We start from the raw sequence: 24,103 nt of genomic DNA, 5'->3' as shown, positions 1-24,103 counted from the left end.
GCCCGCCTTGTGCAATTTCAGGCAAGGCGTTATGCCGTGCGTCAGTTCAAGCTGGCCGCACCGCCAGGATTTGTTCGATCAGCCACGCCAGCACCGGCTCATGTTGGCGTTGCGCCAGATGCACTCATCGGGGTGGAACGAGCCGACGTCGAGCGGCAATTCGAACACCTGCAGCGGCAACAGCTGCGCGAACCGAATGGCCAACCGGGGAAGCCGTTTTCGCATTTTGATGGCTACGCCGTGCGGCGGTAACCGAGAGACTCCGGTTACCGCCGCGCTGCATTCACTGTCTATGTTCAGGCTTGCGCGGCGCTGACCTTGCCAGTGATCGTGGCATTCTTGCGGACCGCTTGATACAGCAGGCTGGACACCATGAACCCGACAATGGCCAATACGCTCATCAACGAGAACACGTAGTTGTAGCCTTGTTGACCCGGGAAGTGGTCAAGGATGGCGCCATAGATGACGTAGGCAAACATGCCGGGTGCATAGCCGATCAGGCAACCGATCCCGAAGGCTGAACCGGTGATGTGCTGGGGAATGCCGACTTCACCCATGGGGGCCCAGAACACGCCGCGCATGGAAAACACAATCAGCGCGAAGGAGAGGGTGGCCGCCATGCCTGCGTAGATGTAATCCGGGCTTTTCGGGATGAGCATGATGACGCCCATCAGCGGCAACAACGCCAGGAACGCCCACTTCAGATAGCGGCTGGAACTCTTGAACTGTTTGTCGGCGATGAAGCCACCGGCGGGGCCGCCCAGGATCTTGAGGAAGTACTGGTTGATGATGCCGTAGGCGCCCACCAGGGCCACGGGCAGTTCGTACATTTCCTTGAGGTAGGGAATGAAATAAGTCAGGCCGCAGTACACGATGTAGACCATGAACACATTGAGGCTGACCAGCCAGATGCCCGGCACCTTGATGGCCTCGAGCAGGTTCGACAACCCGTTCTTCGGCTTGACGGTCGACTGGGTTTTGCCGCTCTTGAGCAGCAGCCAGGTCAGGGTGCCGGCAAGAATGTCGATGACCGAGTAGAAGAGGATCGCCGACTTCAGACCGTTTTCACCGGAGCCCATGGCGACGAAGACGCCCAGCGCAGAGAAGGCGACCAGGGTATCGATGACGCCACGCCCGCCTTCGAGCAGGCCGAACAGGCGCCCCTGTTCCTTATCGTCGCCCAGGTTGCGGATGGCTTTGAGCAGCGAAGGCCAAAAGAGGCAGTCGGCACACACGGCCAGCAGGCAGAACACCACCAGCAGATTGCTGAAGGGCGGAAAGGTCGCCAGGTAGAGCCCGAGGCCGCCGGTACCGATCAGGCCCAGGGGGATCAGCTTGCGCGTGTCGTAGCGGTCGGCGAGCATGCCGCCCACCACGAACAGCGCCGTGGCGATGATGGCGTTGGCACTCAGCAGCACGCCGATTTCAGTGTGGGACAGCCCCATGAATTCTTGCATGGGGATGTAGAAGGCGTCTTTGAGATTCGCCAGCTTGTAGATGGTGCCACCACCGAGGATGAGAATCAGGAATCTGAGCCATTTGGCCTTGTCTTGGGATGTCATTATTGTTCTCCAGGCTTGATTGGGTAGGCAGTGCCGATGGGCACGTCAGGTTCAGGCGTCAGGGCATTGGGCCAGGGTCAACTCGGCCAGGGTGCGGAACTCGGCCAGCAGGCCTCGTACGTAGGCCACCTGGTTGTTTGCCCAACGATGCTCATCGGCCAGCATTCGCTCCAGCGAGAAGCCTTCCGGCAGCGCTGTTTCACTCATTTCCCGGTATGCAATGAACGGGTCGGCGGCTTCGTCGAGCTGGCGGAACGCCGGGGCGACGTAGTGGTTTTCCTGCTCGAGAATGAAGGCGATCACCTGTGGGGTTGATTCGCCGAGCATCAGCAATTCGAACAGCATGCGTGCGCTGGGCAGGTCGTCTTCGTCACTGCCTTGCAGCACACCGTAATGCCCGAAGCCGTTTTGCTCAGGCACGATGCGCACACCCTTGAGGTGGGTCTGGCGTATGTGCGGGGCCAGGGTGCGCAGTGCCGCAAGGGGCTGTTCGCAGGCATTGATCATGTTGCCGAAATCAAACAGGGCATGCAGCCGAGGGTGGTTCAGCCGGTTCAACAGTTGCGCGATCTCGCCGCTCTTGAGTTCCTCATGCTGCTCGAAGTCGAAGAACAGGTCGTGCTCGTCTGCCTGTTGCGCGAGGTAGTGCAGGTCTGACTCGATCACGTCCATGACCCGGGACAGCGCCCCTTCGTAGCGTGAGTAGACACGGATGTTGCGGGTGCCCAGCGCCTTGGCAATGGCGATCACTTGATCGACATCTTTTTTCAGGGTGCTGCTGATTTCCAGATGCACGTCCAGCCCGAGTGCATTGGCCTTGGCGGCGAACGCCTGAAGCTGCGCGGCTGTCATTTGACTCAGACTGTTTTCCTCACCGTCTAGCAGGTGCAGGCTCAGGCCCTGCAGTTCATGGCGATAGGCAAAATCCAGCAGGTCGCCAGGGGTGACACGGCCGTGGGTCAGGTTGGTCAGCAAGGGATAGGCATGGGCAAACAGGCGCAGTTGCGCCAGTCGGTCGAGCAACTGGCGGGCCAGCGCCTCGTTCAGTAGGGGCGGAGCCTCGGCCTCGACAGCCTTATGGCTGAGCAAGGCGTTGAATCGTTCCTGGATCTTATTGTTCATTCGAGTCGTTCCTGGTTCAGACACCGGGTCTACCGGCGCAGCCTTTATCGCGCCAGTCAGGAACTCTCGATAGATCCATTATCAGTTAATTCATAAGGCCACTTGCCTTGGGTCAAGTGGCCGGTTGCAGGTAGCCCATTTTGTCCAGGGCCTGGGCCAGCGCTTCGACGCGCGCTTGAGCCTGGTCCTCGGGGGTGCTGGCAAAGCCGATCAGCAGCGCCGGCGGCAAGACGTGTTCGACCCAGTAGTCGCTCAGGGGATAGGTATGAATGCCATGCTCGCCAAGTTCCCTGGCCAGGGCATCGTCATCGAGATGCGCGGGTAACCAGGCGATCAGGTGCATACCGGCTTCCACTGGCGTGATCCTGAAGAAAGTCCCCAGGCGTTTGTGCAGGTGTTCCACCAGTGCCTGCTGGCGAGCCTGGTACAGGGCGCGCATTCGACGAATATGGCCGAGAAAGTGGCCTTCGCGCATGAAGTCCGCGGTGACGGCCTGGAGCAGGGTGGGCGGGCTGCGATCCATGACCGCCCGCAGGGTGCAGAAGGGTTCGATCAAGGCGTTCGGCAGTATCACGTAACCCAGTCGTAGCGAGGGGAAGAGCACTTTGCTGAAGGTCCCGGCGTAGATGACCCGGGCCCATTGGTCCATGGCATAGAGTGCCGGCAGCGGGCGGCCGTTGTAGCGAAACTCGCTGTCGCAGTCGTCCTCGATGATCCAGCTTTGATTCTGGGCGGCCCAGTCGATGAGTTCCTGGCGCCGCCCATAACTCATGGTGATGCCCAAGGGATGCTGGCGAGAAGGTGTGGTAAACACCAGGCGAGCGTCAGGACACACAGCCAGGCCTTGCCGGACATCGATCCCCTGTTTGTCGATACGCAACGGCACGACCCGGCCACCCTGGGCCTGGAGCGCAATGCGCGCCGCGATATGCCCCGGATCCTCCATCCAGAAGCTGTCCTGCGGGTTGAGCAACAGCATGCCCAGCAGGTTGAAGGCTTGCTGGGCGCCGGACACGATGACCACTTGATCGGCAGTGCAATCAATGCCACGGGCATCGAAGACGTACTCGGCAATCGCCTCGCGCAGGGCCAGCAATCCCTGCAATTCTCCATAACCGAGCATGGCCTTGGTCGGCTTGTGCAGGTGGCGGTTCAACAGGCGCTTCCAGACCGATTGCGGGAACGCATCGTAGGCGCTGTGACTGGGCAGGAACGAGGTCGGGCTGCCGGTCGCCCAGCCGGCATAGGAAACACCGCGGAAATGATCGCTGCGCAACGACAGCATGGACTGGCTCAGGTCGGACAGGCGAGGGGGCTGGCGCTTGTGCTCATCGTCGTCGATACCGCGGCTCTCCCATTCATGCCCCACATAGGTCCCGGCCCCGGTCCGCGACGTCAGGAAACCTTCGGCAATCAGCTGATCGAACGCATTGAGAATGCTGATTCGCGACAGCTGCAGTTCCTTGCTCAGGGTCCGGGTGGAGGGCAGGCGCACGCCGCCCTGAATCCTGCCGCTGAGAATCTGTTTGCGAATCTGCAAGTAGAGTTGGCGGTACAAGGGGATGGAGCTGGCACGGTCCAGTTCGATACCTGACAACAGCAAACCTGCGGAGGATTTCATTTTTGGTTCGTCTGGATGAGTGTGGTTTGGCCTGAACTGCCGTCAGGCGCCCGGGTGCGAAAGGGTATCGAGGGGGGCTGGATATGTCATCCACCACAGCGTCACAATAATATGGCTGCCGAGTACGGCATTGCACTAACCGATCTTGTCATGGTCCATACACCCCGCATCGATAACTTGATCAAGGACCGCGAAAGCATGATCGCCGCCACATAATCAGCAACGCCCTCCACCCGGTTCCGTGAATCGGGCCTCGCCGCACGTTTATCCCTCAATTCCTTTCGAAGATTTAACCCATGTACCTACGCAAAATTGCAGTTGGGCTGTCGGCCCTTGTTTTGCTCTCGACCGGGGCGCAAGCCCGCAGTCTGCTGGATCTCCTCAAACCGCCCACCGCGCAACATGAACACACGTCCCGCTCCGGTTCGATCAGCCAGAACGCGGCCCTGGACCTCTATTCAAGCAAACAGAAACAGGCATCGTTTGACGGCTGCGCCGACCTGTTCCCGGCAGCGAAACCGATCAACACGGCGACAGTGCCATCCTCCATGAAACCCCTGGCGCTGTGTTCCGACAACTTCGCGGTGCTGTACTCGCAAACCAGCAAGACCCCGCTGGTGGTGGTCGAGCGTCTGAATGCGGCCCAGTTGCAGGATGCCAAAGGGGAGGAGCGTACCAATCAGTTCTACCCGGACCCACGCATTCCCAAGAGTGGGCGCGCCGAGTTGAGCGACTACCGCAGCCAGAAGCCGGCCGTGGACCGAGGCCATCAATCCCCGGCAGCCGATGCCCCGAGCCCCAAGGCAATGGCCCAATCCTTTGCGCTGTCGAACATGGTGCCGCAAGACCCGACCAACAACCGCAAGATCTGGAGCAAGGTCGAGTCTGACGTCCGCAAGTTTGCCAAGCGCGCCGATGGCAACGTGTTTGTCTTTACCGGCCCGCTCTTTGACCCGGGCCACTCGACCATCGGCGACAACCAGGTCTGGGTGCCGACCCGTCTGTTCAAGCTGGTGTACGACGCATCGTCCAAACGTGCCTGGGCCTACGTGCTGCCTAACGCAGAAACCCGAATCGAGAAGCCGATGGACTATGAGACGTTCGTGAAGAGTACCGGGCTCAAGCTGCTCGGGAACCTGCCCGTGACAGGTTCCGCCGGGCGCACCTGATGGCTGGATGAGCAGCACTCCAAAGGTTGGAGGCAACCGATGGGGTGTTGCATTGACCGATAAAATTTCGGCAAGGGGTAACAAATTGTAAAAATGGACTATACCCAATAGGGCAATCGCTCCGGACCCGGGACATGATGCCCCTGAAGGTACTCGTCCCAGGAACTTCAACGTCAAGTAGACCGAGAGATTCTGGATATGAACGCATTGAAAATCGCTGCCAGCGATGCGGTCCGGGATTGTTTTCGTAATACCCGTGAAGTCGTCCGGTTCGACCAGACAGACTTTACCGATGTCGCCGTCGCCGTACTCTGCATTGATGACCTGGCCGCCGGAGTGCTGGATGCCATCAAGCGCACCGGCTTCGATATCCCGATCTTCCTGGTGGCCTCTCAGGGCCGCAGCATTCGCTCCCTGGCGATCTACAAGCAACTGTGGGATGTCATCTTGCAGGTCAATGGCGTCTTCGACAGTTGCAGAAGTACATGTTCCGCAAGGAACACTTCCCGAAAAAGGGCATCAACCGCTTGCCCGGTTTTACGCCGGAGTTGCAGGGGGTGTACCTGAAGCAGGAAGGCGGTCGTACCCGGGCGTATGGGTATGTGATCAAGGCCTGATGCTCCACGGGTCAGAAGCGTTCATCTGGTCAAGCAGTAAGCATTAGCCCCTGTCCGGCCGCGTGTTGCACGTCGCCAGCCCCAGGTTCAAAACCCTGCAAAAAGGCAAGGAGTTTGCGATGGCTGATTCAAGCAAGAAAATGGGCCTGATGGGGCTCACGACGCTGGTAACGGTCAACATGATGGGCTCGGGCATCATCATGTTGCCCACCAACATGGCTCAACTGGGTGCCGTCTCGCTGCTGTCATGGATCTTCACGGCAATCGGTTCGATGGCCATCGCCTACTGCTTTGCGCAGTGCGGAGTCTTCTGTCCGCGCTCCGGCGGTTTGTCCGCGTACACCGAAGAAGCCCACTCAAAGTCGGGTTTTTTCCTCTGTTCTTACCTGTACTTCCTGTCACTGGCCATCGCCAACGTGGCCGTGGCCATTTCGGCGGTGGGCTACATGACCGCCTTCGTGCCCTGGCTGGGCACGGGTGCCATTCCATTGTGCGTCGGCACGATCTCGCTGATCTGGCTGACCACCTTCGCCAACTTCGGTGGCCCGGGCATCACCGGCAAGATCGGCGCGTTCACGGTGTGGGGGGTGATCATTCCGGTCGCGGGCCTGAGCATCATCGGCTGGTTCTGGTTCAAGTCCGATGTGTTGGCCGCTGCCTGGAACCCCAACAGCCTGCCGATTTCCGAAGCCATCGGCAAAGCCATCCCCCTGACCCTGTGGGCCTTCCTGGGCATGGAGTCGGCGGCCCAGGCCACCGATGCCGTGGAAAACCCCAAGCGCAATGTGCCGCTGGCCTGCCTGTTCGGCACCCTCGGTGCCGCCGTGGTCTATGTGCTGTCGACCACTGTCATCCAGGGCATCATTCCCAATGACGAACTGGCCAAATCCTCGGCGCCTTTCGCGTTGGTCTACGCCACGATGTTCAGCCCGATGGTGGGCAATATCGTCATGGCGCTGGCGGTCATGGCCTGTGTCGGCTCGCTGCTGGGCTGGCAATTCACCCTGGCGCAAACGGCCAAGATGACGGCTGACCAGAACCTGTTCCTCAAGCTGTTCAGCAAGGTCAACTCGATGAATGCGCCCGTCGTCGGCATGATTGTCTGCGGTGTGCTGCAGACCCTCATGGCCCTGTCGACCATCTCGCCCGATGCCGCCGCCCAGTTCAGCAAACTGGTCAGCCTGGCGGCGGTTACCAACCTGATCCCTTACATAACGGCGATGACCGGCCTGCTGGTGATCATGCACAAGGCCGGGGTCTCGTCGGGCATTTACTCGCGCAACCTGGTGGTCTTGCTGATTGCCATAACGTACTCCTTGTACGCCCTGTATGCCTGCGGCAAGGATGCAGTGATGGGCGGCACCCTGGTGCTCGCTGTCGGCTACCTGCTCTATGGATTCCTCGCCAAGCGCTTCACCGAAGCGCCAGCGGCCAACCAGGCCAGGGTCGCAAACCCTTAGGCGTGGCCAACAGGACTGCACAGACATCTGCATACGGGGAAACCGGACATGAACGTACCATTTGCCACAACCACCAGACTGCTGCTCGCCTTCGCACTCTCGACGCTGCCGCTAGTGGCTGGCGCCAATACCCTCGAACGTGTGCGCAGCAGCCACACCTTTACCCTGGGCTACCTGCCAGACCTGGCCCCTTTCAGCAAGCAGGAGGGCGACAAGGCCAGCGGCTATGCCATCGACCTGTGCCTGAAAATCGCCGACAAGCTCAAGAGCGAACTGGGCCTGCCCGACCTGCAAGTGCACTATCAGCCGGTAACGGTTTCGGACCAGGTCAGTGCCGTGAGCCAGGGCAAGGTCGATATCCTCTGCACGCCGACAGCGCCTACCCTGGAACGGCGCAAGATGATCAGCTACTCCATACCGGTCTACACCGCCGGCCTCTCGGTGGTGGTGCGCAACGATGCCGGCGAGCCGTTGCTCAACGTGCTCAACGGCAAGGTCGCCAATGCCGGCCCGACCTGGCGCGCCAGCATCAACAACGGCCTGGCCAACCAAACCTACGCGACCCTGGAAGGGGGCGTGACCGAAGACTGGATTCGCGAACAGATGCGCCTGCTCAACGTGATTGCCTCGCTGGTGACCGTGGCCAACAACGACGAAGGCGTCAAACTGGTCTCCGAGGGCAAGGCCGATGCGTTCTTCTCCGAACGCATGCTGCTGCGCAACGAAATCGCCAAGGAAGGCGCCGACAAGAACCTGATGATCCTGGACCGGATCTTCGAGTACTCGCCGGTGGCGATGATCGTGGATCGCAATGACGAAGACTTCCGTTTGCTGGTCGATACGGCCCTGAGTGAAGCCTACTACTCGGGCTACATAGAAAAGGCCTACGACCAGTATCTGGGCGGGAGCAACCTTACCGTGAAGAGATTGTTCAGGGTCTATGCATTGCCCTGATGCCGTCGAGAATCAAAGGCCGCTTGCGGGCGGCCTTTATCGAGCAGGTTGGCGAGCCGCCTCAAACTGACCTGTTACAGTTACCCAGTGCCTGTCCAAGGCACTGCTTGCAGGCAAGTAGCAGACTACTCAGGAGCTTTATCATGCGAATCGTCGCAGCCACTGTGTGCACACTCCTATTCTCCCTGGCTTTGCCATCAATCTCCTTTGCCGGTTCCAATTGCGATGATGCGGGCAGTGCAAGTGATGTCAGAAACTGCTTGAAAAACAGCAATGATCAAAAGGGGAAGGGCAATTGCAATGACAATGGCAATTGCGGCAAGGCCAAGGACAAGGCCAAAAATAATAATGATGACGATTACTCGGTCAGTTGCATGGAGATCAATAACCTTACCCTGCGACGTCAGTGCCTTGATAAACGCAGAGATTGAATGACGGGATTGCACCAGCGGATCCAGCAATTATTGAGCGCCAATCAACTGCGAAATCATGCAGCGACCTGAGCGTCGCCGACGAACTCTTGCATATGTCGGGTATTGGCCGATGCCTGCCTGTTGCCCGGATGCCAGACGGTCAACAGGCGCCAATGGCTATCGGCTGAAACGTTCGGCCAGGCTGTGCAGGTAATCGGCCATGACTTCCAGGTCCTGGCTGATGGCGGCGCCTTGCTTGGCCTGCCCGGCGCTGTGATCACACAGTTGGGCAATTCGGGTGATCTGTTGATTGATATCTTCAGCCACGTGACTTTGCTCTTCAGATGCCGAGGCCATCTGCTGGCTCATGCCGGTTATCCGGGTGACGGCCTGGCTGATGCCGACCAACGCCGACTGCACCGCCTCGACACTTTGCATGCTTTCGCGGGAAATCTGCTCGCCACGATTGGCCGTTGAAACGGCGCGATCGGCACCGTCATACAGTGAAGCGATGATGCCGTGGATCTGTTCGGTGGAGGTGCGGGTGCGTTGGGCCAGGGAGCGCACCTCGTCGGCAACCACGGCAAAACCGCGTCCTTGCTCACCGGCCCGCGCCGCCTCGATGGCCGCATTGAGCGCCAGCAGATTGGTCTGCTCGGCAATGGAGGTGATGACATCCACGACACTGCCGATCGATTGCGTTTCGCTCGCCAATGCATTGACCGCCTGGCCAATCTCGTTGACCGCCTCGTGCATGGTTTTCATGGCACTCAGGCTTTGCCGGGCCAACTCGCTGCCGTCACGGGTCAACTGGTCAGCCTCCGAGGCGGCATGTGCGGTGCTGATGACGTTTTGCGTGACTTCCTGAATGGTGGCGGCCATCTGTGAAATGGCGGCGGCAGACTGATCGGTTTCACTGCGCTGGCGATCCAGCGACTGCGCCTGGGAACCTGAAAGCTCCGATGACTGCGCCGCCTTGGCCTTGACATTGACCCCGGCATCGACCAACCGGCTCAGGGCTGTCTGCAGGCGCGCTTCCTCACTAAGCATGGCCATGTCCAATTGCCCTTGGGGGCCGTGGTTATCGCTGTAGGTGAGCGCGACCAGCGGATCGGAAAAGGCTTTCGGATGCTCGGCCAGGGTGCGCTCAATGGCCCTGCGATTTCGGGACTCGATCAGGTACCAGGCAATACCAAGGCTTGCGATCAGGACCCCTTGTGCCGCCGTTTGAGGTAGCCACTGACTACCCACCAGTGAAACTCCGCCAGCCATCAATAATGGCCATCCCTGTCGGAGTGGCCGGAATATCCGCGCGCTGCGCGCAACGATCGGCTTGCTGGCCCGCATCCTGGAATAGAGCGCTGATGCCCGCCGGACCTGGTCGCGGCTGGGCACCGAGCGGACCGATTCGTAACCACTCATGCGTCCGTTTTCATAGATGGGCGTGACGTAGGCACTGACCCAGTAGAAATCACCATTTTTCGCGCGGTTTTTCACAATACCCATCCAGGGTTTGCCTTGCTTGATGGTATGCCACATATGCACGAATACCCCGGGTGGCATATCGGGGTGTCGAACCAGGTTATGGGTCTGCCCGACCAGTTCGTCGTAGGTGAATCCGCTGATGGCAACGAAGGCGTCATTGCAGTAGGTGATTCGGCTGTCCAGATCGGTCGTGGAGATCAATCGCTGTTCGGTGGGGAAAACTCTTTCATGCTCGGTTACGGGTAAATTCACACGCATACAATGCGACCCCTCGGATTATTATTATGTTGAGCATATAAATCAGGAATGCGCCCAGGCATTGCGCCGGCCGGGCCTGGCGTCAGATCGGGGGATTCAACGCGCGGGCCTGAAGAGGAATTTATGGACGGGGGAGGCTATCGACCCTTCATTCGACGACAATTTCTTTTCATTTCATGACAAATCGGCGATATCAATGTGAAATCACTCGTGACGTCGACTTGAGTGGCCCCTGAGCCGCGAATGAGCATCGCAGTCAGAGGCCGCTGATGGAAACCCTGCTTACATGACGCCTGCCGGCTCGTTTCGTGTTTTCAGGCCGATGCGCCCACGCCCTCGGCTTTCTCCTGCGCCGCAACGTCATGCAGGGAAATCCTTGAAGTCTCCGGTAATGCCAGCCCACCCGCCAATGCGAGCAAGGCAATCGCGATCAGGTAGAACGCCGGCGACAGGTTGCTGCCGGTGGTGCTGATCAGCCACGTTGCCACCAGCGGCGCGGTGCCGCCGAACAGGGTGTACGCCATGTTGTAGGTGATAGCCGAGGCGGTGTATCGAGTACGGGTAGGGAAGGTTTCCGAGAGCAAGGCCGCGGTGACCACGCCACACAACACCGCGCCAATCGCCAGGAGCATGACGCCGACGATGGACGCGGCGAACGAACCGGAACTGGCCATCAGGAACGATGGATACACGACCACGATCAACAGCGCGCAAGCCGTCATCACCGTGATTCGACGCCCGACCCGGTCCGAATACAGCCCGGCCAGCGGGCAGATCGCCGCAGCGAACAACAATGCAATCAGGGACACCAGCAAGGCTGTTGCGCGACTCAGGCCTCCGGCGACTTGCAGGTAGGTCGCGAAGTAGGTGGTGAACATGTAAAACGAAAGCGCCGTGAGTGACACAAAGGCGCCCAGGCAACAGATCGCCGCACCATGGTTGCGCAAGGTTTCCTTGAGTGGGGAGTGGGCAACAGCATGCTCCTGAGTCACTGCCTGGAATGCCGGTGTCTCATCGAGCTTCCAGCGCAGGTAAAGCCCCACCAGGCCCAGAGGCGCGGCAATCAGGAACGGCAAGCGCCAGCCCCAGCTCCCCATCGCTTCGGCGGACAATGACGCCTCGAGCGCGTACGCCACCACGGCGGCCGCGGCGAAGGCGGAAAATGTCGAGACCGGAATGAAGCTGCCGTACCAGGCGCGTTTATCACTCGGTGCATGCTCCATCAGGTAGGCACAGGCGCCTGCGTATTCTCCCCCGGCGGAAAAACCCTGGGCGCAACGGATCAGGGACAGAAGAATCGGCGCCATGACCCCGATCGCCGCATAAGTGGGCAACAGTCCGATCAAGGTCGTGGCGCCGGCCATCAGCAGGATGGTCATCGCGAGGGTGCGCTTGCGGCCGATCCTGTCGCCCAGCATGCCGAAGAAAATCCCGCCAAGGGGCCGAAACGCAAAGGCCACGGCGAATACCGCAAAGGTCTTGAGCAGCGCGGCACTGGCATCGCCGCTGGGGAAGAATTGCTGGGCGATGGTCGTGGCCAGAAAGCCGTAGACGGCAAAGTCGAACCATTCGACGAAATTGCCGATGCCGGCGGCCACAATCACTCTTCTCAGCGTTTGCGGGCTGACTTGTTCCATAGTTGCGCTCGTCATGCTTGACCTCGACTGTTCGTCAGTAAGCTATCGATTATCGGGGCAGGCCCTGAGGTGGCTCACTTCAAAAGTGTCACCCACATAGTCAGTACCGACTTCATGCCGTTGAATGAGGCAGGATTCGCGCCAGATTGGCCCAAGGAGGGAAAAGGCCGACTTTTTCGCAAATTTGAAAAGCGTTGGGGGTATTGTCGGTCGCAGGGATCAGATCAATCAGAAGGGATGAAGATGACATTGACTGCCGAAAGCCTGCTCAGGATCGCAATGGCCAACCCGGTAAACGCAGAAATTTCCGCTCGCTTGCCTGAGCTCGGTTTGAACCAATGCGTGCTCACGGCCGGTTGCCTGTTCCAGGCCGTCTGGAATCATCAGGCACAGCGACCGCCGGCGTGGGGTGTGAAGGATTACGACGTCTTTTACTTCGATGATGACCTGTCGTGGGAAGCTGAGAATGAGGTTATCCAGTCAGGTCAGCGTCTGTTCCAGGACCTCGACGTGAACATTGAGATCAAGAATCAGGCTCGCGTCCACCTGTGGTACGGCCAGCGCTTTGGCGGGGATTATCCAAGGCTTCAGTCAGCCAAAGACGGGATTGACCGCTACCTGGTTGCCGGAACCTGCATTGGCCTGGATATTGAAACTGGCGAGGTCTATGCGCCCAACGGCCTGGCCGACACAGAGCACGGACTACTTCGAATCAATCCAAAGAATCCCAAGCCAGAGCTGTTCGATCAGAAGGCGAGAAGTTATCAGGCTCGCTGGCCGTGGCTCAGGATCGTGGAACAGCAACGTTGAATGGGGGGAGCCGATTGCTGCCGGTCGCGTCGGGCTTCAAACGCCCCCCTTAACGACCGGGTGCCTCATTTAGCACACGCCGCTGCTACTTTTTCGCAGCGAGAAATGACTCGGTGCTACCCCATACCAGCGCTTGAATGCCTGGGAAAAGCTCGACAGGTCGCTGAAACCCAGTCGCTCGGCAATCTCGGTGAGGCTCAGGCGTTCGTCGTTGAGCATTTCGATGGCACTGTGGCTGCGGGCTTCGGCCAGCAAGGCACGGAAAGTGGTGCCTTCATCGTGCAGGCGGCGCTTGAGGGTGCGTGTGCTGACGTGGATCAGGCGGGCCATGGCGCACAGGTCCGGTGGCGTGTTGTCGGTACTGGTCAGGTAGTGCTGGACCAGCGCCGTCATGCCGGAACGGGCGATCCGCCGCTGCATCAACTGTGTGCACATCTGCTCGCACATGCCCACTGTGACGGCGTTGGCTTGTGGCAAGGGGCGCGCAAGGAATGAGCGATCAAAGGCCAGGCTGTTGCTGCTGGCTGCGTAGGCAGGCGCCAGCCCCAACAAACGGTCGTTATCGCACTCGTGAGCGGGACCTGCGCGCAGCGTGAAACGCGACAGCGAAAAGTCATCGCCCCCCAGTTCCTTGAGCAACAGCGCCCCCGCAGCCATGTCCCGGGCCAACAGAAAATCCCGCAGGTCGGGTGCCAGCCCGGGCGTGGCGAAAGTCAGCACACCTTCACTGCCTTGCTCTTCATAGGTCACCACGGTGAATGCGTAGGTCAGTGGCAAAAAGCTCAGTGCCAGGGCTAGTGCATCCCCGGTGGTCGCGCTGCTGATCAGGCCGTAACCGAACAGGCCGTAGGTCGAGAAGTGGTAGCGTGCACCGACTTCGAAACCAAGACCCGGAGGATGACCGAGCAACTGCAACAGATTGCCGGTCACCCGCAGTTCCTGATCGGCAGTCAGCTCCAGATTCGGGTCGGCCAGTTGCGCTGCCGTCAGCCCCGAACCGGCCAATATCGCGCTGGCCTCCAAGCCTTTTTCGACACCGAACTCCACCAGCAGCAAGGCGCTGGCCGGGCCACGCAGAAAATCCCGAAAGCTCATGCCGATGTGCCTGTGGCGAAAAGGTTGGCCCGAATAATAAAACAATTGTCCCATTCCAGCATTCGGTTCTTTATCAATGGCCGTCACCATCCTTTGCGCACGGTTCGTCGTTTAACCATCAATAAAAGGCCGTTGCGGCACCTGGCGAAAACCTGGAGGCGCAATTGTGTGTTGTCGGGTAACCCCGCAAATCTCGCACTGCCTTGCACAAGGGAGAACAACAATGAAAAAGACCTTCGATTACATCGTAGTGGGCGGCGGTTCCGGTGGTTGCGTGGTTGCCGGTCGGCTAAGCGAAGATCCGGACGTCAGTGTCTGTTTGCTCGAGGCCGGTGGTGGCGGGCAGTCCAGCCTGGTCAATATCCCGGCGGCGATGGTGGCAATGGTGCCGACGTCGGTGAATAACTGGGCCTTCGACACCGTCCCGCAAATGGGGCTGGAAGGGCGCAAGGGCTACCAGCCAAGGGGTAAGGCACTGGGAGGTTCCTCTGCGATCAACGCCATGATCTACGTGCGGGGTCATCAATGGGACTACGACCATTGGGCCGCCCTGGGCAATACCGGTTGGGGGTTCAAGGATGTCTTGCCGTACTTCCGTCGCAGCGAACACAACGAGCGCATCGGCAACCACTTGCATGGGCGGGGCGGGCCGTTGTGGGTCAGCGATTTGCGTTCGGACAATCCATTCCAGCAACGTTTTCTGGAGGCGGCCCGCGAGTCCGGTTTGCCGCTGAACGACGACTTCAACGGTGAGGAACAGGAAGGCGTTGGCATCTATCAAGTCACGCAAAAGCACGGTGAGCGCTGCAGCGCGGCGCGGGCGTATCTGTTGCCGTATGTGGGCGTGCGCAACAACCTGACCGTCGAAACCCGGGCCCAGGTGCAACGCATCTTATTTGAAGGCACTCGCGCCGTGGCTGTCGAGGTGCTGCAAAACGGCCTGGTTCGCACCCTGCGCGCCAGGCGGGAAGTCATTCTCGCCGCCGGGGCTTTCCAGACCCCGCAACTGTTGATGTTGTCGGGCGTGGGGCCGAAAGAGGAACTGCAACGCCACGGCATCCCGCTCTTGCAGGACTTGCCTGGTGTCGGGCAGAACCTGCAAGACCACCCGGACTTCGTTTTCGTCTACAAGACCTCAAGCCTGGATGCCATGGGTGTTTCACTTGCAGGCAGTACCAGAATGCTCAAGGAAGCCGGCCGTTTTCGCCGGGAACGTCGAGGCATGCTGACCTCGAATTTTGCCGAGGGCGGAGCGTTTCTCAAGACGCGCGAAGGGCTGGATAAACCGGATATTCAATTGCATTTTGTCGTGGCTCCGGTGGAGGACCATGCGCGCAAGTTGCGCCTGGGCCATGGGTTGTCGTGCCACGTTTGCCTGTTGCGTCCGCGCAGTCGCGGAACCGTATCTCTGGCCAGCAAAGACCCGCAAGCGGCCCCGCTGATTGATCCGGCGTTTCTTCAGGACCCGCAGGACCTGGAAGACATGGTCGCGGCATTCAGACTGACACGCCGTTTGATGCAGGCACCGGCCCTGGCCAACTGGATCACCCGCGACCTGTACACCGACGGGGTCGACACCGACGAGCAGATCCGCACCGTACTGCGTCGTCGTACCGACAGTGTCTATCACCCGGTGGGCACTTGCCGCATGGGCGATGACCCACTGGCCGTGGTCGACGCACAGCTTCGTGTACACGGTCTGCAAGGGCTGCGAATCGTCGACGCATCGGTGATGCCTACCCTGGTCGGCGGCAACACCAACGCACCGACCATCATGATCGCCGAGAAAGCCGTTGATCTTATTCGCGGTATTGGGCGGGTGTGTTCCTCCGCCCGGACTGAAACGACAGCCACCACTGAAAACAACAATGAGGCATCTTATGTCGTTGCATGAAGTTGGAACCGGCAGTCAGTCGGCAACAGCCTTGAACGCCATCATCATCGGCAGCGGTTTTGCCGGTATCGGCATGGCCGTTGCCTTGCAAAAGGCCGGTGTGAAGGACTTTGTGATCCTGGAGAAGAAACAGGACGTCGGCGGTGTCTGGCGGGACAACAGTTACCCCGGTGCCGCGTGCGACGTACCTTCGCACTTGTATTCGTTTTCGTTTGAGCCGAACCCGGACTGGAGCAGGGTGTTCGCGCCCCAGGCCGAGATTCATGCCTATCTGCGGCATTGCGCTGACAAGTACGGGCTGGACAAGCACATTCGTTTCGGCGCCGAAGTGGTGTCCGCCGAGTTTGATGAACGCACCTCGCTGTGGCACGTGACTCAGCAGGATGGCAGCGTCCTGAGTGCATCGCTGTTGATCAGTGGCACCGGTCAGTTGAGTCGCCCGGCGTTCCCGAAGCTGGCGGGTATGGAAACCTTCAAGGGACACGTGTTCCACTCGGCGACCTGGGACCACGGCTATTCGCTGGCTGGCAAACGCGTGGCGGTGGTCGGCACCGGTGCATCGGCCATTCAGTTCGTGCCGGCGATTGCCGGGACTGTCGGGCACATGAAAGTGTTCCAGCGCTCGCCGGCGTACCTGATGCCTCGACCGGATCGGGCTTACTCGGAGCGGGCCAAATCATTGCTGCGCAACGTGCCCTGGATGATGACCGCGTACCGTGCCTCGATATACATGCGCTACGAGTCCCGGGCGCTGGCGTTCACCCGATTCAAGGGCTTGATGAAGTGGGCGGTGGGAATTCCGTTCCGTCGACTGTTGTCCGGGCAAGTGCCGGACCCGGTACTGCGCAATAAACTGACCCCGGATTATCCATACGGCTGCAAGCGTATCCTGCTGTCGAGCGATTACCTCAAGGCCATGAGCCGGTCCAACGTGGAGTTGGTGACCGACGGCATTGCGCGAGTCACTGAAAGCGGCATTGAAACCGTTGACGGCCAGCGGCATGAAGTCGATGCGATCATCTACGGCACGGGGTTCGCGGCCACCGAGTTTCTGTCGCCAATGCGTATCGTCGGGCGCAATGGCGTGGACCTTAACCATGCCTGGCGCGATGACACCCGCGCGTATCTGGGGCTGACGGTTGCGCAATTCCCCAATTTCTTCATGTTGTATGGGCCCAACACCAACCTGGGCCACAACTCGATTGTCTACATGCTGGAAAGCCAGATCGCCCACGTCATGCGCTGTTGGCGCGCGATGAAGGGCAACGGCGCCAACACCGTGGAAGTCGACTCCAGCGTGTATGAGCGCTTTCATGGGCAGGTCCGGCAGCGCCTGGTCAACACGGTGTGGAACGGCTGCAAGAGCTGGTATGTGGATGACGCTGGCAACAACAGCACCAACTGGCCTGGATTCACCTTGAGCTATCGCTGGCTGACGCGGTTTTCCGGGTTGCATGCATACCGCTTCACACGCGAGTTTAAAGGCGGCGCGACCGTTGGCGAATCCCGCGACTGGGCGGAAACGTTGAGCGCCGGATTCCTGAGGGTTTTTTTGCGCACCACGTTTCGCTCTCTGATCGGGCCTGGGTTGGCTGCGCCAGCACAGAGAAAGGTGGTGAGCCTATTGTCCAGGTTGATGCCTGGCACTGGCGGCGTGATTCGTTATCGTCAGCAGGCAAACGGCGTTCCCGTGCAAGTGGTCGCACCGAAGCAGGGTGAAAACGGCGGGGTCATTCTGTACCTGCATGGCGGGGCGTTCTGCCTTGGCTCGCCGGATACACATTGGAGCATCACCAGCCGCTTGGCCAAGACCTCGGGGATGTCGGTGTGGGTAGCTGATTATCGCCTGGCGCCAGAACATCCTTGCCCGGCGGCATTGGAGGATGCGCTGGCTTGCTACCAGGCACTACGGGCTCAGGGGTATGCCGCTGACCGAATCTTCCTGGCCGGTGATTCGGCGGGCGCCTCGCTGGTGTTGGCTCTGGCGCTCAAGCTGCGTGATCTGCATCCGCATTTTGCCGCCGGCATGCTTCTGTTGTCGCCAGTGGCTGACGAAAGCCTGAGCGGTGCTTCCATGGCCTCGCGGGTCGAACAGGATCCGATGATCCGTCGCGGCTGGCTGGAGCAGGGGCTGGGCTGGTATGCCGGTACGCAGGTGATGGACTGTCCGCTTGAGGTGGACCTGCAAGGGCTGCCGCCGATGTTGATCCAGGTCGGTGACCATGAGCTGTTGTTGTCTGACGCCACCCGGTTGGCCGAGCATGCGCTTGACTGCGGGGTGAATTGCCGCCTGGAGGTGTATGCCGCACGCTGGCACGTGTTCCAGTTGCAAGCCTTCTACCTGCGTTCGGCGGCCAAGGCGTTGAAGACCCTCGGCACATTTGCCCGGGAGCAACTGGCACGCACGAAGCCTGGAATGACGTAAAACCAAAAACACAAAAGCCCGCCATTCTCTTTAGGGTGGCGGGCTTTTCGGCGTTTTATCGGGCGTTCTTGCTCGCTGGTCGGTAACGGCACAATGGGGCCAATATCTTAAGCTGGTATCATTCAAGGCCTGACATACCGAGTAGAAAAAATGAATCGTCAAAAGAAATTAAAGCAGCTGTTCAAGGCTAAGGCCAAAAAGGCCAGTGCCAAACTGGCACCGAAGAGCAAGGATAAATACATTTGCAAAGCGGACCGATTGAAGCTGGCAGAAACCAGTGTCGAGTCAACGATCGCCTCTGAGAGCTGATTCAGGTCGGACCGCGTAGACGTGGTCGAACCCTTCCTCCAGGTCGAAGACGCTTCGCGGCTTTGAATGACCAGACTGCCTTGCTACATTTGACCGATCACTTCGGGACAATTTCTGCCGTCTCGAAAGGTGTCAGGCAGCCGGTCATTTGAGTCGGCAACGTCAGGGGCCTTTCACAAAAAACACTCACCCGAAATCTCAAGCCCCCGGTTCTTCTGAACCTGGGGGCTTTGTCATTCATCGCTCCTGCATGAGTGTGCGTTGTTTCGCCACGGACCTAGCGGATACCGGCACCCGCCATGGACTCTGGTACCCACTGCGCCGTCGATAGCGGCTCGATGTAGCGGATGCCGCCATGCGGGCCCACCACGCCATTGATGTTATAGGTGCCTTTCGACAGGTCGTAAGTCATGAAAGGAGTGGCGTCCGGTACCTGCTGGTCGTAGCTCTGGCTGAAGAACGCGAAGGAACCGCGGTATAGCTGGCCACTGGTGTCGTACTGATCGGAGGCGACTGCGGCCCAGGTGTCTTCATCGAGGTAGAAGCGGCGCTTCTGGTAGATGTGCTTGGCCCCAGGCTTGAGGTTGCCTTCCACGACGTAGACCCGGTGCTTTTCCCAGCGTACGAAGTCCGGGGCTATGAAATTGGGCGTGGTCAGCGACTTGGCAGCGCGAGCGTAGGTGAGTTTGTAGGTGTTGTAGGGCACGATCATTTCCTGCTTGCCCACCAGCGTCCAGTCGTACAACTCGAGCGCGCGGGCGGTACCGGGGTTGGGGGTGTCGTAGGCCAGGATCGAAATCTGTTTGACCCGGCGTTGGGCAGGCATGTACTGCCAGGCGCGGCCAGGGAACTGCGTCGGGTTGGTCGCGTTCTTGAGCATGATCGACTCGCCGGCCCGGCGGGCAGGTCCGGTATAGGACAGTTTCAACTGATAGTAGATGTCGGAGCTGTTGAACGGCTTCGACAGGTTCTCGTAGATCGGGAAGGAGATGAATGCCTCGCCGGTCACCGCCAGGCTCGGTACGCCCGCCGTGTCGACGCTCCAGGAGTCGTACTTGGAATGGATGTTGACGCCCTGGTAGCGCAGCAGGAAATTCCACATTGCTTCGGCGCCGGATTGCGGGATCGGGAACGGCACTCCGGGCATCACATTGTCGATGGCGATCCCGCCATTGAGAGACCTGGCGTTGGTGGCATTCTTGCGGCTGTTGTCCAGGATCGCCTGTGGCAGCGATGCCGTGCGGTGGGTCGGATAGACGTCAATGCGAAAGTCGGGATAGCGCTTGGCCAAGGCCACTGTGGTGGCGGTCAGCATGCCTTTGTGCGCGTCGACGTTCTTGCCGTTGATCACCAGCAGCGGTTTTTCGCCCGCAAAGGGGTCCGGGCGCATGCTGTCGCCGGCCTTGAAGCTGGAGGGGGCGGTGGTCAGGCCACCGTTGTAGGGCGGAATGGAACCGTCGGCATTACCGGCCTTTTCGGCTCCCACCCACGTCAGGCTGGTACCCAGCCGGGCGGCTTCCTGGCTCGACACATAGGCTTGGGCATCGATGGCCAGCGCCATGAGGGGTACAGCAGCCAGAAGACTTTTCACGAATTTCATATTGTTATTCTCCTGCCTGGCGTACCAGGCAACTCGTGACTCAGGCGCAGCAGACGCTCACGTCGACTCATCGCCAAAGACCTTTTCAGTACTGCCATTAAATAGCTCCCGTATCAGGGGCACTTTTCATTCGACGACAACCCCTTGGCTATTGATGACAGGCCCGGGCTGTCCCGGCGGGCATTCGATGGGGAGAGTGGCCATCAGTTGTTTGTATTTTTCAGCGGAATCATCGGGTTACCGAATGGTCATAGTTACGGCTGAACACTGCCCGGATGAAAGACTCGAGCAGCCATGACCCTTCCATATCTCCGACGTTTAGGACGTTTTTTATGAATCGCGCAGTAATCTTGATCGTGGCCATTTCCAGCGCCGTCTTGTTGGGAGGCTGCGGCCCGCATTGGGATGACGGAGAACGGTACGGGCGGTATCACGATCATGACCATCGACGGGGTTACGACCACAGAGGGGACGATGATCGGGGTTATTACCGTGACTATGATCGTGGTGACTATGATCGCGATCACCGTCGCTACCGTGATCGCGATGACAACGACGACTGATACGTTAGCTTCGAGTGATAGACGCCAGGTTTGGACAACACAGTGAATAATTTGCAGCCCGTCTCAGACCTGGCACTAAATTGAACAAATTCATTGAAAAAAACCGCCATAAGCTTTAAACGGAAAGTCAAATGGCACATTGAATGCAATCAGCCAGTGAGTTTCAGCAGTTTTGGCTCAGGGAGCGCTGATGAGTTTTTGTACGTTGACCGGCCCCCCGCGGCAATCGAGCAATGACGCAGTTGCCGCATTTCACCCTCCAGGGAACCCGGATACTGTCGGTATGGCTTGCGCCGGCAACGACGACAGGATCGAACAACTGCTGGATTCGGCGCGCAACTGGGACCATACCACCGCGTGGGTGTTTTACCGTGCCGGTGAACAGATGCTTCGGGTTGGCCAGGGCGACCCACGGGTACCGTGGCCTTCGAGTGTTGCGAATGACGAGTTCGAAGCCTTTTGCCTGGCTTCGAACCTGCACCGCTGGCCCACCGGCAGGGGCGAAAGTGAGCTGGGTTGGCTGCTCGCACCCGTCGACGATGCGACGCAACCGGCATTTGCTGAACTTGCCCTGCGCCTGGGCATCGAGCTGCAGACCAATACCCTGGCCCGTGCGCAGATCACTCAGCGTGTGCTGTATGAAATTACCTACCTGGCCAGTTCGACCCGTGACCGCTCAGAGTTCCTGGTGGGGGCTCACCGGCTGCTGGCCAGCCTGATCGACGCCGAGAACTTCTATCTCGCCTTGTATAACCCGCACACTGGCAAGATCGACTACCCGTATTACGTCGACATCATCGACGTTGATGCCCTGGAATCCGAAAACTACGAATACCTTGACCCTTCGCGCCTGTCGCTGACCGGCCAGGTGTTGACCACGGGCCAGCCGTTGCTGATCGATGCCGCCGGGATTCTTGCGGCCCAGGCCGAGAACCGTTTCCACTGCGTGGGTGATCGTCCCGAGTTCTGGATGGGCGCGCCGTTGAAAAATGCCTCGGACGAGGTGTTTGGCATGCTGGCGATGCAGGTCTACGACGTTTCTCGCATCTACAGCGCCGAAGACCGCGCGCTGTTCCTGGTGGTCGCACGCCACGTGGCCATGGCGCTGGACCGGATTCTGCACCGGGAGGACCTGGAAGAAACGGTGTTACGTCGCACCCTGGAGCTTTCGGCAGTCAATGACGCATTGCGCCAGGAAGTCACAGACCGGGAGCGTGCCGAACATCTGCAAGGCGCGCTGTTCCAGATTGCAGAACTGTCGAGCCAGCCGGGTGACATGGCCGAGTTGTTCCAGACCCTGCATGGCATCGTCGGTGATCTGCTGTTCGCGCAGAACTTCTACATTGCCCTGTTTGACGACGGGACCGGCGAAGTGACGTTTCCCTATTACGTGGATGAACGCCAGACCACTTGCCCGGCGGCACGCCGAGGCCGCCGGGGCTTGACCGAGTACGTCATCCGTCAGCGCCGCCCGTGCCTGATAGATGTCGGCGAGGCAGAACGATTGTCCGCGCAGGGTGAAATCGAAATTGCCCATGAGTCCGTGCGCTCCTTCTCCTGGCTGGGCATCCCCTTGTTCGAAGGCGACGTGGTGCGTGGTGTGCTGGCGGTGCAAAGCTATACCTCGCAGGTGCGCTATACCCTGCGCGACCAGGAACTGCTGACCTTCGTGTCGCGGCACATCGACACAGCGTTGTCGCGACGCACGGCCGCCGAAGCGATTCATGCCGCCAACCTCAAGCTCGAAGCCAGGGTGCAGAGCCGCACCCGCGAACTCGATCACGCCAATGCCAAGTTACAGCACGAAAACTCCCACGATGCGCTGACCGGGCTACCCAATCGCACCTATCTGCAGCAGCGCCTCAACCTGGCCTGGTCACGGTTCGGCAGCGAAGGCGGGCACCTGGCGGTGATGTTCATCGACCTCGACCGCTTCAAGATGGTCAACGACAGCCTCGGCCACCATTTTGGTGATCTGCTGTTGATGCAGGCCGCCCACCGCTTACGCGGTTGCCTGCGCGACACCGACATGTTGGCGCGCCTGGGGGGCGACGAGTTTTCGGTGATGGCTCCCGAGGCATCGCTGGAGGTGGTGATTGAAATCGCCGAACGGATCCTGGTGGCATTCGACCTGCCGTTTTTCATCAATGGCCATGAAGTTTTTTCGTCCTGCAGTATCGGTATCGTCAGCGCCGACAGTCAGTTCCATCACGAGCCCGCCGACTTGCTGCGCGATGCCGATGCGGCGATGTACCGGGTCAAGAGTGCCGGGCGCGACAGCTACGCCGTGTTCAACCAGGAAGTGCGCCGTGAAGTCTCGGACCAGGTCGAGCGAGAAGGCGCCTTGCGCAACGCGCTCAAACGCACCGACGAACTGCTGCCGTATTTCCAGCCGATCGTCAGCATCGAAACCGGTGAACTCTTGGCCCTTGAAGCGCTGATCCGCTGGCACCAGCCGGGCGGCCGGGTGATCGCACCGGGCGAGTTCCTGCCGGATGTCGAGGGGTTGCGCCTGATCGGTCGACTGGACCTGTACATGCTCGCCAGCATTGCCGCGATCCTCGCACAGCCCGAACACGCCGACTGGCCGCCGGTGCACGTCAATTGCTCCAGCTACAGCATGACTCGCCCCGAATTCGCCGGTGAGGTGCTTGCACTGTTGGCGCAGCACCGGGTTTCGCCATCGCGAATCTGCCTGGAGTTGACCGAAGGGGCACTGGTCGCCGAACCGGCGATTGCCCGACAGACCATGCAACAACTGGCCGACAACGGCATGTCAGTGGTGCTCGATGACTTCGGTGCAGGGTTTTCATCCCTGAGCTATGTGCATCAATACCGTTTCAGCGGCTTGAAAATCGACAAGTCGTTCATCTTCGAACTGACCACCAGCCCCCGCAGTCGCGCGATTGTCCGGGCCATTGTGCGGATGGCCGAATCGCTGGACCTGAGTGTGGTGGCCGAAGGTGTCGAAGATCAAGCGACGCTGGAGTTGCTGCGTGAAATGGGGGCAGGGCAGGCCCAGGGTTATCATTTTGCCAAGCCGATGAGCTTGAAGGCGCTCTTGACCAGTCCACTGCTCGGTCGCTAGAGGTCACCACTGTCCGCTACC

Annotated in this window: 18 protein-coding genes and 2 pseudogenes; 11 read left to right on the top strand and 9 right to left on the bottom strand. The window is 59.6% G+C overall.

All coding sequences use genetic code 11. The annotated features are described in order from the left end of the window. The first annotated feature begins 36 nt into the window (after positions 1-36). Complete coding sequence (locus ASD95_RS29185; protein ID WP_156385771.1) at positions 37-252, top strand: hypothetical protein; 216 nt, start codon at positions 37-39, stop codon at positions 250-252. A 44-nt stretch (positions 253-296) separates the two neighbouring features. Here the strand turns inward: ASD95_RS29185 and ASD95_RS15885 are convergent, their stop codons facing one another. From ASD95_RS15885 to pdxR, 3 genes are all read right to left on the bottom strand, one after another. Further along, positions 297-1,562, bottom strand: coding sequence for an MFS transporter (locus tag ASD95_RS15885; protein WP_056724954.1), 1,266 nt, complete (start codon positions 1,560-1,562; stop codon positions 297-299). Positions 1,563-1,613: 51 nt separating this feature from the next. Next, positions 1,614-2,684: a sugar phosphate isomerase/epimerase family protein gene (locus ASD95_RS15880; protein WP_056724952.1), complete on the bottom strand. Its 1,071-nt coding sequence runs from the start codon at positions 2,682-2,684 to the stop codon at positions 1,614-1,616. 112 nt (positions 2,685-2,796) lie between these two features. Continuing rightward, positions 2,797-4,305 (bottom strand): MocR-like pyridoxine biosynthesis transcription factor PdxR, encoded by a 1,509-nt coding sequence (gene pdxR / locus ASD95_RS15875; protein ID WP_056724950.1) that lies wholly within the window; start codon positions 4,303-4,305, stop codon positions 2,797-2,799. A gap of 296 nt (positions 4,306-4,601) precedes the next feature. Between pdxR and ASD95_RS15870 the strand changes: the two genes are divergently transcribed. The 4 genes from ASD95_RS15870 to ASD95_RS15855 all read left to right on the top strand — a co-directional run bounded on the left by ASD95_RS15870 (position 4,602) and on the right by ASD95_RS15855 (position 8,505). Beyond that, positions 4,602-5,474: a DNA/RNA non-specific endonuclease gene (locus ASD95_RS15870; protein WP_056724948.1), complete on the top strand. Its 873-nt coding sequence runs from the start codon at positions 4,602-4,604 to the stop codon at positions 5,472-5,474. A 198-nt stretch (positions 5,475-5,672) separates the two neighbouring features. After that, on the top strand, positions 5,673-6,041 hold the full coding sequence (locus tag ASD95_RS15865) for an Orn/Lys/Arg decarboxylase N-terminal domain-containing protein (protein ID WP_056724947.1): 369 nt from the start codon (positions 5,673-5,675) through the stop codon (positions 6,039-6,041). A gap of 169 nt (positions 6,042-6,210) precedes the next feature. Next, complete coding sequence (gene potE, locus ASD95_RS15860) at positions 6,211-7,551, top strand: putrescine-ornithine antiporter (RefSeq protein WP_056724945.1); 1,341 nt, start codon at positions 6,211-6,213, stop codon at positions 7,549-7,551. Positions 7,552-7,599: 48 nt separating this feature from the next. Further along, positions 7,600-8,505 (top strand): amino acid ABC transporter substrate-binding protein, encoded by a 906-nt coding sequence (locus tag ASD95_RS15855; protein ID WP_056724943.1) that lies wholly within the window; start codon positions 7,600-7,602, stop codon positions 8,503-8,505. Between the two features lie 197 nt (positions 8,506-8,702). On the opposite strand, the gene ASD95_RS15850 is transcribed toward ASD95_RS15855, so the two are convergent. From ASD95_RS15850 to ASD95_RS15840, 4 genes and pseudogenes are all read right to left on the bottom strand, one after another. Further along, the gene (locus ASD95_RS15850; RefSeq protein ID WP_056724941.1) at positions 8,703-8,951 is read right to left on the bottom strand and encodes a hypothetical protein; all 249 of its coding nucleotides are present in this window, start codon (positions 8,949-8,951) and stop codon (positions 8,703-8,705) included. A gap of 144 nt (positions 8,952-9,095) precedes the next feature. Beyond that, a pseudogene (locus tag ASD95_RS30335) lies at positions 9,096-10,070 on the bottom strand (methyl-accepting chemotaxis protein); the annotation flags it as partial. Positions 10,071-10,358: 288 nt separating this feature from the next. Beyond that, positions 10,359-10,661 (bottom strand): annotated as a pseudogene (locus tag ASD95_RS30330) (PAS domain-containing protein); the annotation flags it as partial. Positions 10,662-10,975: 314 nt separating this feature from the next. After that, positions 10,976-12,313 carry an MFS transporter gene (locus ASD95_RS15840; RefSeq protein ID WP_056724938.1) on the bottom strand — a complete coding sequence of 446 codons (1,338 nt, stop codon included), beginning with the start codon at positions 12,311-12,313 and terminating at the stop codon, positions 10,976-10,978. A 228-nt stretch (positions 12,314-12,541) separates the two neighbouring features. On the opposite strand from ASD95_RS15840, the gene ASD95_RS15835 reads away from it, so the two are divergent. Next, the gene (locus tag ASD95_RS15835) at positions 12,542-13,108 is read left to right on the top strand and encodes a nucleotidyltransferase family protein (protein ID WP_056725114.1); all 567 of its coding nucleotides are present in this window, start codon (positions 12,542-12,544) and stop codon (positions 13,106-13,108) included. Between the two features lie 69 nt (positions 13,109-13,177). Here ASD95_RS15835 and ASD95_RS15830 read toward each other — a convergent pair whose 3' ends face one another. Further along, positions 13,178-14,203 carry an AraC family transcriptional regulator gene (locus tag ASD95_RS15830; protein WP_056725112.1) on the bottom strand — a complete coding sequence of 342 codons (1,026 nt, stop codon included), beginning with the start codon at positions 14,201-14,203 and terminating at the stop codon, positions 13,178-13,180. A 223-nt stretch (positions 14,204-14,426) separates the two neighbouring features. Here ASD95_RS15830 and ASD95_RS15825 point away from each other — a divergent pair, with 223 nt between their 5' ends. The 3 genes from ASD95_RS15825 (at position 14,427) to ASD95_RS28740 (ending at position 18,831) form a co-directional block, all read left to right on the top strand. Further along, on the top strand, positions 14,427-16,097 hold the full coding sequence (locus ASD95_RS15825; RefSeq protein ID WP_056724936.1) for a GMC family oxidoreductase: 1,671 nt from the start codon (positions 14,427-14,429) through the stop codon (positions 16,095-16,097). Further along, on the top strand, positions 16,084-18,522 hold the full coding sequence (locus tag ASD95_RS15820) for a flavin-containing monooxygenase (protein WP_056724934.1): 2,439 nt from the start codon (positions 16,084-16,086) through the stop codon (positions 18,520-18,522). The genes ASD95_RS15825 and ASD95_RS15820 overlap by 14 nt, the downstream gene beginning before the upstream one ends. A gap of 150 nt (positions 18,523-18,672) precedes the next feature. Further along, entirely contained in the window at positions 18,673-18,831 is a 159-nt protein-coding gene (locus tag ASD95_RS28740) for a DUF2986 domain-containing protein (RefSeq protein WP_082562965.1), read from the top strand. A 277-nt stretch (positions 18,832-19,108) separates the two neighbouring features. Here the strand turns inward: ASD95_RS28740 and ASD95_RS15815 are convergent, their stop codons facing one another. After that, positions 19,109-20,431, bottom strand: a complete 1,323-nt coding sequence (locus ASD95_RS15815; RefSeq protein WP_056724932.1) for a DUF1329 domain-containing protein — start codon at positions 20,429-20,431, stop codon at positions 19,109-19,111. Positions 20,432-20,763: 332 nt separating this feature from the next. On the opposite strand from ASD95_RS15815, the gene ASD95_RS30325 reads away from it, so the two are divergent. Together ASD95_RS30325 and ASD95_RS15805 are read left to right on the top strand one after the other, a co-directional pair. Next, positions 20,764-20,994: a hypothetical protein gene (locus ASD95_RS30325; RefSeq protein WP_082562964.1), complete on the top strand. Its 231-nt coding sequence runs from the start codon at positions 20,764-20,766 to the stop codon at positions 20,992-20,994. Positions 20,995-21,184: 190 nt separating this feature from the next. Continuing rightward, positions 21,185-24,082, top strand: coding sequence for a sensor domain-containing phosphodiesterase (locus ASD95_RS15805; protein ID WP_056724928.1), 2,898 nt, complete (start codon positions 21,185-21,187; stop codon positions 24,080-24,082). Positions 24,083-24,103: the final 21 nt, after the last annotated feature.

The sequence above is a fragment of the Pseudomonas sp. Root71 genome (assembly GCF_001429045.1).
Taxonomy (GTDB): domain Bacteria; phylum Pseudomonadota; class Gammaproteobacteria; order Pseudomonadales; family Pseudomonadaceae; genus Aquipseudomonas; species Aquipseudomonas monachiensis.
This window is presented reverse-complemented; position numbering and strand designations above follow the sequence as displayed.